This is a genomic window from Pseudomonas lini, from assembly GCF_001042905.1.
Lineage (GTDB): Bacteria > Pseudomonadota > Gammaproteobacteria > Pseudomonadales > Pseudomonadaceae > Aquipseudomonas > Aquipseudomonas lini.
Genome location: NZ_JYLB01000005.1, coordinates 454,855 through 468,168 on the forward strand (window position 1 = coordinate 454,855; position 13,314 = coordinate 468,168).

General features: G+C 59.6%; 9 protein-coding genes. 8 read left to right on the forward strand and 1 reads right to left on the reverse strand.

Annotation, left to right across the window (positions count from 1 at the left end; all coding sequences use genetic code 11):
- Nucleotides 1-111 precede the first annotated feature (111 nt).
- The 8 genes from dnaB to TU81_RS17460 all read left to right on the forward strand — a co-directional run bounded on the left by dnaB (nt 112) and on the right by TU81_RS17460 (nt 12,964).
- Entirely contained in the window at nt 112-1,506 is a 1,395-nt protein-coding gene (gene dnaB / locus TU81_RS17425) for a replicative DNA helicase (RefSeq protein WP_007902695.1), read from the forward strand.
- A 191-nt stretch (nt 1,507-1,697) separates the two neighbouring features.
- The gene (locus TU81_RS17430) at nt 1,698-4,001 is read left to right on the forward strand and encodes a YgiQ family radical SAM protein (RefSeq protein ID WP_038978718.1); all 2,304 of its coding nucleotides are present in this window, start codon (nt 1,698-1,700) and stop codon (nt 3,999-4,001) included.
- 209 nt (nt 4,002-4,210) lie between these two features.
- Nucleotides 4,211-5,128 (forward strand): hypothetical protein, encoded by a 918-nt coding sequence (locus tag TU81_RS17435; protein WP_048396146.1) that lies wholly within the window; start codon nt 4,211-4,213, stop codon nt 5,126-5,128.
- The gene (locus TU81_RS17440) at nt 5,128-5,589 is read left to right on the forward strand and encodes a hypothetical protein (protein WP_038978719.1); all 462 of its coding nucleotides are present in this window, start codon (nt 5,128-5,130) and stop codon (nt 5,587-5,589) included. The genes TU81_RS17435 and TU81_RS17440 overlap by 1 nt, the downstream gene beginning before the upstream one ends.
- Nucleotides 5,590-6,048, forward strand: coding sequence for a hypothetical protein (locus TU81_RS17445; protein ID WP_080772019.1), 459 nt, complete (start codon nt 5,590-5,592; stop codon nt 6,046-6,048).
- 175 nt (nt 6,049-6,223) lie between these two features.
- Nucleotides 6,224-9,499 carry a transglutaminase family protein gene (locus TU81_RS17450; protein WP_048396147.1) on the forward strand — a complete coding sequence of 1,092 codons (3,276 nt, stop codon included), beginning with the start codon at nt 6,224-6,226 and terminating at the stop codon, nt 9,497-9,499.
- A gap of 88 nt (nt 9,500-9,587) precedes the next feature.
- The gene (locus tag TU81_RS17455; RefSeq protein WP_048396148.1) at nt 9,588-12,074 is read left to right on the forward strand and encodes a circularly permuted type 2 ATP-grasp protein; all 2,487 of its coding nucleotides are present in this window, start codon (nt 9,588-9,590) and stop codon (nt 12,072-12,074) included.
- Nucleotides 12,074-12,964, forward strand: a complete 891-nt coding sequence (locus TU81_RS17460; protein WP_038978722.1) for a transglutaminase family protein — start codon at nt 12,074-12,076, stop codon at nt 12,962-12,964. Before TU81_RS17455 ends, TU81_RS17460 begins: the two co-directional genes overlap by 1 nt.
- Before the next feature lie 134 nt (nt 12,965-13,098).
- Here the strand turns inward: TU81_RS17460 and TU81_RS17465 are convergent, their stop codons facing one another.
- Nucleotides 13,099-13,287 carry a hypothetical protein gene (locus TU81_RS17465; protein WP_007902706.1) on the reverse strand — a complete coding sequence of 63 codons (189 nt, stop codon included), beginning with the start codon at nt 13,285-13,287 and terminating at the stop codon, nt 13,099-13,101.
- Nucleotides 13,288-13,314: the final 27 nt, after the last annotated feature.

Here is a 13,314-nt window from a genome sequence, read left to right on the forward strand (position 1 = left end):
CGGGTGCTTGCCGGTAACATCGGGCACGATCCTGTTTACAGGTCGTGCCCTTTGTCTTTCTGCAGTTCCTGATTCTCATAATTTCTGCTTTTCCTAACAAACCAAGTGGCCATGAACGATATCTCCGCTCCCGAGCAATACGATCTGCAAACCGCTGCCCTGAAGGTGCCGCCGCATTCCATCGAGGCCGAACAGGCCGTGCTCGGTGGTTTGATGCTGGACAACAACGCCTGGGAGCGTGTGCTGGATCAGGTTTCGGACGGCGATTTCTATCGTCATGACCACCGTCTGATCTTTCGTGCGATCGCCAAGTTGGCGGACCAGAACTCCCCGATCGACGTCGTGACCCTTGCCGAGCAATTGGACAAGGAAGGTCAGACCTCGCAAGTCGGTGGCCTCGGTTACCTGGGTGAGCTGGCGAAAAACACGCCGTCCGTCGCCAACATCAAGGCCTATGCGCAAATCGTTCGTGCGCGCGCGACGTTGCGGCAGTTGATCGGCATCGCCACCGAAATTGCCGACAGCGCTTTCAACCCGGAAGGCCGTACGGCTGAAGAGATTCTCGACGAAGCTGAGCGGCAGATCTTCCAGATCGCCGAGGCCCGGCCAAAAACCGGCGGCCCGGTGAGCGTGAATGACCTGCTGACCAAGGCTATCGACCGCATCGACACCTTGTTCAACACCGACAACGCCATCACCGGCCTGTCCACCGGTTACACCGACCTCGACGAGAAGACCAGCGGCTTGCAGCCTTCCGACCTGATCATCGTCGCCGGTCGTCCATCCATGGGTAAAACCACCTTTGCGATGAACCTGGTGGAAAACGCCGTGTTGCGCAGCGACAAGTGCGTACTGGTTTACTCACTGGAGATGCCAGGCGAATCGCTGATCATGCGTATGCTTTCGTCCCTTGGGCGTATCGACCAGACCAAGGTCCGGGCCGGTCGCCTGGACGACGACGATTGGCCACGCCTGACCTCGGCGGTCAACCTGCTCAACGATCGCAAGCTGTTCATCGACGACACGGCCGGTATCAGCCCGTCAGAGATGCGCGCGCGGACCCGGCGTCTGGTGCGGGAGCACGGTGACATCGCCCTGATCATGATCGACTACCTGCAGTTAATGCAGATTCCAGGTTCCGGCGGCGACAACCGGACCAACGAGATTTCCGAGATCTCCCGTTCCTTGAAAGCCCTCGCCAAGGAATTCAACTGCCCGGTGGTGGCGCTGTCCCAGCTCAACCGCTCCCTGGAGCAACGACCGAACAAACGCCCGATCAACTCCGACTTGCGGGAATCCGGAGCGATCGAGCAGGATGCTGACGTGATCATGTTCGTGTACCGGGATGAGGTGTACCACCCGGAAACCGAGCATAAAGGCATCGCCGAGATCATCATCGGTAAGCAGCGGAACGGCCCGATCGGCACGTCACGACTGGCGTTCATCGGTAAATACACCCGTTTCGAAAACTTGGCGCCGGGCAGCTACAACTTCGACGACGAGTAAATTATTCGTTGTCTGGTCGGGCCTCTTCGCGGGCAAGCCTCGCTCCTACAGGGATCACGCCGAAGCTGTGGGAGCGGGCTTGCCCGCGATGGGGTCGTCGCAATTTCCGACCATAGCCGTCGGAATTGGTCAAATTTTGTGCTATATTCCGCGCCCGCGAAATTCAATGAAAGCCAACACCGGTTATCGACATGCAAGCAGCCAAGCCGTTATTTGACTATCCCAAGTACTGGGCCGAATGTTTCGGGCCGGCGCCATTCCTGCCGATGAGCAGGGAGGAGATGGATCAGCTTGGCTGGGATTCCTGCGACATCATCATCGTCACCGGTGATGCCTACGTCGACCACCCGTCGTTCGGCATGGCGATCATCGGCCGACTGCTGGAGGCCCAGGGCTTCCGCGTCGGGATCATTGCACAGCCGAACTGGCAGTCCAAAGACGACTTCATGAAGCTCGGCGAGCCAAACCTGTTCTTCGGCGTCGCGGCCGGCAACATGGACTCGATGATCAACCGCTACACCGCCGACAAGAAAATCCGTTCCGACGACGCCTACACCCCCGGTGGCCTGGCGGGCAAACGTCCGGATCGCGCGAGCCTGGTTTACAGCCAGCGCTGCAAGGAAGCCTACAAGAATGTACCGATCGTGCTCGGTGGCATCGAAGCCTCCCTGCGCCGCATCGCCCACTACGATTATTGGCAGGACCGGGTGCGTAACTCGATCCTGATCGACGCTTGCGCCGACATCCTGCTCTACGGCAACGCCGAGCGCGCGATCGTCGAAGTCGCCCAACGCCTGTCCTACGGTCACAAGATCGAAGACATCACCGACGTGCGCGGCACCGCGTTCATTCGTCGTGACACGCCGAAAGACTGGTACGAAGTCGACTCGACGCGCATCGACCGTCCGGGCAAGGTCGACAAGATCATCAATCCGTATGTGAACACCCAGGACACTCAGGCCTGCGCCATCGAGCAGGAAAAGGGTCCGGTTGAGGACCCGAGCGAAGCCAAGGTTGTGCAGATCCTCGCCAGCCCGAAGATGACGCGTGACAAGACTGTGATCCGTCTGCCATCGGTCGAGAAAGTCCGTGGCGATGCGGTTCTCTATGCTCACGCCAACCGCGTGCTTCACTTGGAAACAAACCCGGGTAATGCCCGCGCGCTGGTGCAGAAGCATGGCGAAGTGGACGTCTGGTTCAACCCGCCTCCGATTCCGATGACCACTGAAGAAATGGACTACGTGTTCGGCATGCCTTACGCACGGGTTCCGCACCCGGCGTATGGCAAGGAAAAAATTCCTGCCTACGACATGATCCGCTTCTCGGTGAATATCATGCGCGGTTGCTTCGGCGGCTGTACGTTCTGCTCGATCACCGAGCACGAAGGCCGGATCATCCAGAACCGTTCCGAAGAGTCGATCATTCGCGAAATCGAAGAGATCCGCGACAAGGTCCCAGGCTTCACCGGGGTGATCTCCGACCTCGGCGGCCCGACTGCGAACATGTACCGCATTGCCTGCAAGACTCCGGAAATCGAATCCGCGTGCCGCAAGCCTTCGTGCGTGTTCCCCGGCATTTGTCCGAACCTGAACACCGATCACTCATCGCTGATCCAGCTCTATCGCAGCGCCCGTGCCCTGCCGGGTGTGAAGAAGATCCTGATCGCGTCTGGCCTGCGTTATGACCTCGCGGTCGAGTCGCCGGAATACGTCAAGGAGCTGGTGACTCACCACGTTGGTGGTTACCTGAAGATCGCCCCGGAACATACCGAGGAAGGTCCGCTCAACCAGATGATGAAACCGGGCATCGGCAGCTATGACAAGTTCAAGCGCATGTTCGAGAAGTACACCAAGGAAGCCGGGAAAGAGCAGTACCTGATTCCGTACTTCATCGCCGCTCACCCGGGCACCACCGACGAAGACATGATGAACCTGGCGCTGTGGCTCAAGGGCAACGGTTTCCGTGCCGACCAGGTGCAGGCGTTCTACCCGTCGCCGATGGCCACCGCCACCGCGATGTACCACTCGGGCAAGAACCCGTTGCGCAAGGTCACTTACAAGAGTGACGCCGTGACCATCGTCAAGAGCGAAGAACAGCGTCGCCTGCACAAGGCGTTCTTGCGTTATCACGACCCGAAAGGCTGGCCGATGCTGCGTGAAGCGCTGACCCGCATGGGCCGCGCCGACCTGATCGGACCGGGCAAGAACCAGTTGATCCCGCTGCATCAGCCGGCGACCGACAGCTACCAGAGCGCCCGTCGCAAGAACTCGACACCGGCCGGCAGCCACAAAGTGGCAGGGGAAAAGACCACCAAGATCCTGACCCAGCACACCGGTCTGCCACCACGTGCCAGCGATGGCGGTAACCCGTGGGACAAGCGTGAACAGGCCAAGGCTGCGGCGTTCGCCCGCAACCAGCAGGCGGCCAAGGAGCGCAAGGACGCGGCCAAAGGCAAGGGGCCAAAACCGGCCCGCAAGCCAGTCGTGCCGCGTTAATTTCCGCGCCATATCGCAAAACGCCAGCCTCAGTGCTGGCGTTTTGTTTTCTAGCGAGTGTGCGGCCTGTTTGCTAAGGTTGCGCGCACTTCAATGGCGGCCCTGGAAACCGATTTCCCTATACGACGCCAAACCCTGTGGGAGCCGGGCTCGCCCGCGATGACGGCGGCACAGGCAATAAAGATCCCCGATCTTCAAGGACGATTCACATGAGCAACCCCTTACCGGGTATCGGCATGGATTACAGCCCCTCCCAGTTCATGGCCCGCCAACGCATCGAAAGCCAGATCAACCTGCCACGCCTGTTCGCCGCCATCGACGCCGATCCCGGAATTGTCGGCGCGGGCGTGGTGTACATCGACGCCGAATTCAACGTAGTGACCCTGCGCGAGTTCAAGCCGATTTGCAGTATCAGGCCCAAGCGAATCATTTTGCGCGAGGCGCAGAAGTACATTGCGCCTGCGCAGTTTGCTGATCAGGTAAAGAACAACTCACGTGAATCTCGTTTAGTGGGGGAGGCAGTCAATACGACATTATCTTGTGCCGGTGCCATTCTGGGCTGGATCGTGGTTTTCAGTGGCACAATTGCAGTTCCGTTTACAGCAGGTGCCAGCTTGGTTGTAACAGCAATTGGAGCAACAGCTGCTGCCGCGAGTACTGCGCAGTGTGTGGTGGGAGGCACGAGGACGTACAACGAACTCAACGACCCATCAGCCAATGATGATATGGACAGCGAGGACTGGTATCGCTATGCAATGCCGGTACTGGATGCGGCATCATTGCTGGGAGCCGGTGCGTCTACTCTAACCACCCTGAGGCTCTTGCAGGCCAGGAAGGTCTCGACCGGCAGGAGTTGGTACGAGCTTTCTAAAGGTCTGACCCGTCAGCAAAGAAAGGCGTTGACCAAAGAATTGTTAACATTAAAAGACCCGAGCCTGACAAATAAACTATTGAAGCTTCGCCAGCGTTCGGGGGCGCTTGCAAAGCGTTATACAGCTACTCAAATCAATCACGCGACGGTCACTCAGATTCGCGACTCTCTGGGGGCGGCCATAGGCTTAACAGGAAGTAGCTTAGCTGGGAACCTCAGAACAATTGCTGTTGGTCTGTATGAGGAGGTTGAGTAATGGATCGCAAGTATTCATTGAACGCTTTCCTTGCTCACTATTTTCCGACCTTTATCTGCGCCTTTTTTCTAGCTTGTTTTGCTCTTTCTGCTTCGATTTCATTAGTCTCAAGTACTTACTTTCGAGGCGATCCTGAACGGGGCAAGTATTCGTTTATTGTGGCGTTGGTGCTGTCTTTGCTCTTGGCTTTGAGCCACTTTGTCATGATCAGGGGGCGATCCTGGGGTGTGCGGGCCATCATCGTATTCTATTTGGTGTGTTTCCTCACAGTCCTCCCCACTTATGGTTATAAGCCGCATCCCGTCGCCTATGTGACTGGGTTGTTATTTCCGATGCTGGGTTTGCTACTGCTTAATAGCAAACGCCATCGAGAAATGCGCCAGAAGTTGCTTGAATTACGTCATGAGCGTATCGCAGCAAAATCTGCCGTCGGGCTTCAGAAAAACAAGAAGGGACGCTAGGTGGAACACTATCCGTTTTTTCTCAATTTTATGAAGCGCTACTTCCCAACCTTTATCGCCGCGATCTTCGTGGCGAAAATATCGTGTTTGCTTGCTCTCTTTGCTCTTCTCGATAACTTCTTTGTGAGCGCTCCACTGGCAGACGAAGCGAAATTCTTCGCCGTATGCACTGTTATTTGCATAGGGGTTCTGGTCCATAGCAACTTTATGGTCGTACGCGGCAGACCGGCTTGGGTCTGGGTGTTCGCAGGGCTTTTTGTGGTCTGTCTATTGTGTGTGTTGCCGACTATTGCCTATCGGCCAAATCGATTCGTTTATGCGGCAGGCATCCTCTTTCCATTGCTAGGCCTACTGCTACTCAACAGCAAACGCCACCGCGAAATGCGCATCCAACTGGTTGAAATCCGCCGTCAGCGCGAGTTGATCAGGCAAGCCTTCAAGGCATCGCGCCGCCGTTGAGTCGACTCAACCACCGATCCGCCACATTTATGTGCGCTCCTTCGCGCACGAAAGCGAGCAATGCGCGCTTTTAGTGCTCTACTGCCTTGAGTAACGGAAGAAAGGGTCCGACCTGCCTGCATGGCATAAGTCTTGCGCCGCTTTCGATAACGTCCAGGCTCGCAGGAGGCACGCCGTGTCGATTCATGTCGCATTGCACCACGTCACGCATTACCGCTACGACCGCGCCGTCGAGCTCGGTCCGCAGATCGTTCGCCTGCGCCCGGCTGCCCACAGTCGCACGCGGATACTGTCCTATGCGCTGAAAGTCTCGCCCGAGCAGCATTTCATCAACTGGCAGCAGGATCCCCAGGGCAATTACCTGGCGCGGTTGGTGTTCCCGGAGAAAACCGATGAGCTGCGGATTGAGGTCGACTTGCTGGCGGAGATGGCGGTCTTCAATCCGTTCGACTTCTTCCTCGAGCCCTATGCCGAAAAGATCCCTTTCGCCTACGCTGCGGATGAGCGCAAAGAGCTGGCGCCGTACCTGGAAACCTTGCCCCTGACGCCGAAATTCAAGGCCTATCTGGAGGGCATCGATCGCACGCCGCTACCGAGCGTGGATTTCCTGGTCGCGCTCAACCAGCGCCTCAGCGAAGACATTGGCTACCTGATTCGCATGGAACCGGGCGTACAGACCCCGGAATACACTCTCGAGCATGCCTCCGGTTCCTGCCGCGACTCGGCGTGGTTGCTGGTGCAGTTGCTGCGCAACCTCGGCCTGGCGGCGCGTTTCGTGTCCGGTTACCTGATTCAGTTGACCGCCGATGTCAAAAGCCTCGACGGCCCCTCGGGCACCGAAGTGGATTTCACTGACCTGCACGCCTGGTGCGAAGTCTATTTACCCGGTGCTGGCTGGATCGGCCTGGACGCGACTTCAGGGCTGTTTGCCGGTGAAGGACACATTCCGTTGGCGTGTAGTCCCGATCCGTCCTCTGCGGCACCGATCAGTGGCTTGGTGGAACCGTGCGAGTGCGAATTCACCCACGAGATGTCGGTCGAGCGGATTTGGGAAGCGCCGCGGGTTACCAAGCCCTACACCGAAGACCAATGGCTGACGATTCAGGCATTGGGCCGGCAGATCGATGCCGACCTGCTCGAAGGCGACGTGCGCCTGACCATGGGCGGCGAGCCGACGTTCGTTTCCATCGATGACCCGGACGGCGCGGAATGGAACACTGCAGCGCTAGGGCCCGACAAGCGTAGGCTGTCGGCCGAACTGTTCCAGCGCATGCGCAAGCATTACGCGCCCAAGGGGTTGGTGCATTTCGGTCAGGGCAAGTGGTATCCCGGCGAGCAACTGCCGCGCTGGTCGCTGAACTGCTACTGGCGTCGCGACGGTGTGCCGATCTGGCACAACAGCGCGCTGATCGCCGATGAGCAGGAAGACTACGGTGCCGATGGCGAGTTGGCCGGGCGTTTTCTGGCGAGTGTCGCCGAACGCCTGAAAATTCCGACACGCTTTGTATTCCCGGCCTACGAAGACAATTTCTATTACCTCTGGCGCGAAGGCGCTTTGCCACAGAACGTCAGCGCCGAAGACTCTCGTCTCGAAGAGCCTTTGGAGCGGGCGCGTCTGCGCAAAGTCTTCAGTCAGGGTCTGGACAAGGTTATCGGTCAGGTCCTGCCGCTGGCGCGCACCGCCAAGGGCGATCAGTGGCAGAGCGGTCGCTGGTATCTGCGCGAAGATCATTGCCGATTGGTGCCGGGGGATTCGCCGCTGGGGTATCGTTTGCCACTCGGTTCGCAGCCCTGGGTGAAGGCAGCGGAGTATCCGTTCATTCAGCCTGTCGACCCGAATCAGGATTTCCCTGAGCTGCCGGGCACCGACCAGCTACAGAATCACGCTCAACCGCAAACCGCCGACGAGCGTGCGCCAAAGATCGACGAGTCCGCCGACTGGCTGACCCGCACCGCTTTCTGCGCCGAAGCGCGAGAAGGCCGGTTGTACCTGTTCATGCCGCCACTGGAGCGGGTCGAGGACTATCTGGAACTGGTCGCCGCCATCGAAGCCACCGCCGAGGAGTTGCATTGCCCGGTGTTGCTGGAAGGCTATGAACCGCCGAGCGATCCGCGCCTGAGCAACTTCCGTATTACTCCGGATCCAGGGGTGATTGAGGTTAACGTCCAGCCGTCCGCCACCTGGGATGAGTTGGTGGAGCGCACCGAGTTTCTTTATGAAGAGGCGCGCCAGACTCGACTCACCACCGAGAAGTTCATGATCGACGGCCGGCACACCGGCACCGGCGGCGGCAACCATTTCGTATTGGGTGGCGCGACCCCGGCTGACTCACCGTTTCTGCGCCGTCCCGATCTGCTGCGCAGCCTGATCAGCTACTGGCACAATCATCCATCCTTGTCCTACCTGTTTTCCGGTTTGTTCATCGGCCCGACGTCCCAGGCGCCGAGGGTGGATGAGGCGCGCAACGATTCGCTGTATGAGCTGGAAATCGCCTTCGCACAAATGCCGAAGCCGGGCGAGGAGTGCCCACCTTGGCTGGTGGATCGACTGCTGCGCAATCTACTGATCGACGTGACCGGCAACACCCACCGCGCCGAGTTCTGCATCGATAAACTGTATTCGCCGAACGGCGCCACCGGGCGCCTAGGGTTACTGGAACTGCGAGCCTTTGAAATGCCGCCCCATGCGCGCATGAGCCTGGCTCAGCAATTGTTGCTGCGAGCGCTGGTGGCGCGGTTCTGGCGTGAGCCTTATGCGCCGCCGAAACTGGCGCGCTGGGGCACAGAGCTGCATGACCGGTTCCTGTTGCCGCACTTTATCGAGCAGGATTTCGCCGATGTCATCGTCGACCTCAATGCCGCCGGTTACCCCGTGCGGGCCGAGTGGTTCGCGGCGCATCTGGAATTCCGTTTTCCCAAGGTCGGCGACTACGCCGTCAGCGGCATTGAACTGGAATTGCGTCAGGCGCTGGAGCCTTGGCATGTACTCGGCGAGGAAGGCGCGGCAGGTGGCACGGTGCGTTACGTGGATTCGTCGCTGGAGCGTTTGCAGGTCAAGCTCAGCGGCCTGCCGCCTCAGCGTTATCTGCTGACGTGCAACGGCATCCCGGTGCCGTTGCAACCCACGGGGCGGGTCGGTGAGTTTGTCGCCGGCGTTCGCTTTCGCGCCTGGCAACCGGCTAACTGCCTGCAACCGACCATCCCGGTCCACGCGCCGCTGGTGTTCGACTTGCTCGACACCTGGATGGGGCGTTCGCTGGGCGGTTGTCAGTACCACGTCGCTCATCCGGGCGGGCGCAACTACGACAGCCTGCCGGTGAACGCCAATGAGGCCGAGAGCCGGCGAATGGCGCGTTTTTTCCGTCTCGGACACACGCCAGGGAAACTTCCTATACCGAATCTGGAAATTAACGACGAGCTACCGATGACTCTCGATTTACGACGTTTCTAAACCGTACGCGACGCTCGGATTTTTCGTATATCCGGGCGTCATGAGCCTGCGTTAGTCTGACCGTTCTTTGCTGTCTGCCGAGCTTTCCATGCCTGACCTGCTTGACCGCTACCCGCTGACCGCGGGCACTTACCACGAACTGCTCGACGACAGCGGTGCCGTGCGCCCGCACTGGCAGCGACTGTTCGATCAATTGCAACGCAGCACGCCAGCGCAACTGGTGCAGCGTCAGGCTCTGCTGACCCGACAGATCCAGGAAAACGGCGTGACCTATAACGTCTACGCCGACCCCAAGGGTGCCGACCGACCGTGGGAGCTGGACCTGCTGCCCCATGTGATTGCCGCCGATGAGTGGGAACAATTATCGGCCGGGATCGCTCAACGGGCGCGCTTGCTCAATGCTGTGCTGGCGGATTTGTACGGCCCTCAGCGCTTGATCGCCGAAGGCCTGCTGCCGGCTGAGCTGGTGTTCGGTCACAACAACTTCCTCTGGCCCTGTCAGGGCATTGCGCCGCCCGACGGGGCCTTTCTGCATCTGTACGCCGTGGATCTGGCGCGCACACCTGACGGTCGCTGGTGGGTGACGGCGGACCGGACTCAAGCGCCATCCGGTGCCGGTTACGCGCTTGAAAACCGCACCATCGTGTCCCGGGCCTTCCCCGAGTTGTACCGCGATTTGAAGGTGCAGCACCTGGCCGGGTTTTTCCGCACCCTTCAGGAAACGCTCGCCCGTCAGGCGCCGAGCGATGACGAAGCGCCACTGGTGGTGCTGCTGACGCCGGGACGTTTCAACGAAAGCTATTTCGAACACTTGTACCTGGCTCGTCAGCTCGGTTATCCGTTGGTGGAGGGCGGCGACCTGACCGTCCGGGATGCCACGGTCTACCTGAAAACCTTGAGTGGTCTGCGTCGGGTTCACGCGATCATGCGTCGGCTCGACGATGATTTCTGCGATCCGCTGGAGCTGCGCACCGACTCGGCCCTTGGCGTGCCGGGGTTGCTCGAGGCTGTGCGCCAAGGCCGGGTGCTGGTGGCCAACGCACTCGGCAGCGGGGTGCTGGAATCGCCGGGGTTGCTGGGCTTTCTGCCGAGGATCAATCAGTTTCTGTTCGGTGAAGAGCTGATCCTGCCGTCCATCGCGACCTGGTGGTGCGGCGAAGCGCCGGTACTGGCCCAGGCCTTGGAAAAACTGCCGGAGCTGTTGATCAAACCGGCGTTTCCGTCGCAGAGCTTCGCCCCGGTGTTTGGTCGTGACTTGAGCGAAAAACAGCGCCAGACCCTGGCCGAGCGCATGCAGGCACGGCCTTACGCCTATGTTGCGCAAGAATTGGCGCAGCTGTCCCAGGCGCCGATCTGGCAGGCCGAAGGTGGTCAGTTGCAACCGCGGGCCATTGGCATGCGCGTGTATGCGGTGGCCAGTCGGGACGGCTATCGAGTACTGCCCGGCGGGCTGACCCGGGTTGCCGCCGAAGCCGACGCCGAAGTGGTGTCGATGCAGCGCGGTGGCGCCAGCAAGGACACTTGGGTATTGGGCGATCGCCCGCCCAGCGGCGAACAATGGAAAGCCCAGCGCAATATTGGCGTTCACGATCTGGTGCGACGCGATCCGTATCTGCCATCGCGGGTGGTCGAGAACCTCTTCTGGTTCGGCCGTTACTGTGAGCGCTGCGATGACAGCGCGCGGCTGCTGCGCATCATGCTCGCGCGCTATGTCGATGGCGATGACCCGCAAGCCCTGGAGGCGGCAGTCGATCTCGGTGAACGCCTGAATCTGTTGCCGGAGGAGGGCGAGTTGCCGGAGCGGTTGCTGGCGGCGCTGCTTGGCGATGATTGGCCGTTCAGCCTGCGTTCCAACCTGCAACGCTTGCAGTGGGCGGCGTCGCAAGTACGCGGCAAGCTCTCACGAGAGAACTGGCAAGCGCTGGTGGAATTGCAGCGCGAAGCCATGGCGCTGGAAACCGACGAGCCGGATTTCGGCGAGTTGCTGGACTTCCTCAACCGGTTGGTGATGTCGCTGGCGGCATTGTCCGGTTTTGCCTTGGACGACATGACCCGGGACGAAGGCTGGCGTTTCCTGATGATCGGTCGGCGGATCGAACGGCTGCAATTTCTCAGCGGCAGCCTGGCGGCGTTTCTGCGCGGTACCGGAACTTCCGATCAGGCCGGGCTGGAATGGCTGCTGGAGCTGGGCAACAGCAGCATCACCTACCGCTCGCGGTATTTGGCGGTGGCGCAATTGATCCCGGTGCTGGACCTGTTGTTGCTCGACGAGCAGAACCCTCACGCGGTGCTGTTCCAGTTAAAGCTGGTGACCCGCACGTTGAAACGCTTGAACGATGACTTTGGGGCGCCGCGTGAAACAGGTTTGCCGCAGTTGGTGGAGCGGCTGGCGCGCTTCGATCTGGGTTGCCTGGAAAACTCACTGTTTGGCGAGGCCAGTGTTCGCGCCGCCATAGAGGGGCTGGCCGATCTGTTGCAGGAGATCGCCGATGCCAGCGGACAAGTATCGGATCGCTTGGCCTTGCGCCATTTCGCCCATGTCGATGATGTCAGCCAACGCACGGTGTCCGTCTGATGAATGCCCATTACCAGATTTTCCACGACACCCATTATCACTATGACAGCCCGGTATCCCTGGCCCAGCAGCTGGCGCATCTGTGGCCGCGGGCTTGCGCTTGGCAGCGCTGCACCGATCAGCAATTACAGATCAGTCCCGACCCGACCTCGCGCCGGGATGAGCTGGACGTGTTTGGTAATCCGCTGACCCGGTTGGCATTCGAGCGGCCGCACGATGAGTTGCTGGTCAACGCCAGCCTGACGGTCGAAGTGCTGGCCCGACCATCGTTGGACTTCAATCAATCGCCAGCCTGGGAAGAAACCTGCAATGCGCTGACCTACAGCAGTCAGCCGCTCTCTTCTGAGTTGCTGGAAGCCTGTCGTTACCGGTTCGAATCGCCTTACGTGCATTTGAAGCGCAATTTCGTCGAGTTCTCCGAAAGTTGTTTTCCTCCAGGCCGGCCATTGCTGCTGGGGGTTCAGGCGCTGATGGAGAAGATCTTCAGCGAATTCACCTTCGACGCCGAAGCGACCCAAGTGGCAACGCCGCTGGTGGAAGTGCTGGAGAGGCGGCGCGGGGTTTGCCAGGACTTTGCGCACTTGATGCTCGCTTGTGTGCGCTCCCGTGGATTAGCAGCGCGCTATATCAGCGGCTACTTGCTGACCCAGCCCCCGCCGGGCCAGCCACGGCTGATTGGTGCCGATGCGTCTCATGCCTGGGTGTCGGTGTTTTGCCCGGTGCTGGGCTGGGTGGATTTCGACCCGACCAACAATGTGCAACCGGCGCTGGAACACATCACCCTGGCTTGGGGACGGGACTTTTCCGATGTGTCGCCGTTGCGTGGGGTGATCCTGGGCGGTGGCAGCCACGACCCGGAGGTACGAGTTACCGTAATGCCATTGGAGTAACGAAGATCCAGTGTGGGAGATTCTATGTGGTGAGGGGGAGGGATTTCAGATGGGACTGTGAGGGTCAGCAACATCGTTGCTGACCCTGGACACAGATCCGGTGGGCCTGATCAGATCATCGGGCCCTGAGGGTCTCAGGCGTCGGGCGCCTGATCTTTCGGTGCTTCAGTTTCGTCTGTAGCCACTTCGCCTTCGGTATCCGGGTTCAGTGCTGCTGCTTCTTCTTCAGCTGTAGCTTTCTTGCGCTGAAGCTTTTCCTCTTTCTTCTGCTCCTTGGCCAAGTCTCTCTGACGCTTGGCGAAGGAATAATTAGGTTTAGCCATGGGCGATCCTCTGGGGTCGAAGGTGAG

What these genes read in the sequence shown, in the direction of transcription:
- TU81_RS17435 (WP_048396146.1), top strand. Translation starts at nt 4,211, where the DNA reads ATGAGCAACCCCTTACCGGGTATCGGCATGGATTACAGCCCCTCCCAG.
- TU81_RS17460 (WP_038978722.1), top strand. Translation starts at nt 12,074, where the DNA reads ATGAATGCCCATTACCAGATTTTCCACGACACCCATTATCACTATGAC.
- TU81_RS17430 (WP_038978718.1), top strand. Translation starts at nt 1,698, where the DNA reads ATGCAAGCAGCCAAGCCGTTATTTGACTATCCCAAGTACTGGGCCGAA.
- TU81_RS17465 (WP_007902706.1), bottom strand. Translation starts at nt 13,287, where the DNA reads ATGGCTAAACCTAATTATTCCTTCGCCAAGCGTCAGAGAGACTTGGCC.
- TU81_RS17440 (WP_038978719.1), top strand. Translation starts at nt 5,128, where the DNA reads ATGGATCGCAAGTATTCATTGAACGCTTTCCTTGCTCACTATTTTCCG.
- TU81_RS17455 (WP_048396148.1), top strand. Translation starts at nt 9,588, where the DNA reads ATGCCTGACCTGCTTGACCGCTACCCGCTGACCGCGGGCACTTACCAC.
- dnaB (WP_007902695.1), top strand. Translation starts at nt 112, where the DNA reads ATGAACGATATCTCCGCTCCCGAGCAATACGATCTGCAAACCGCTGCC.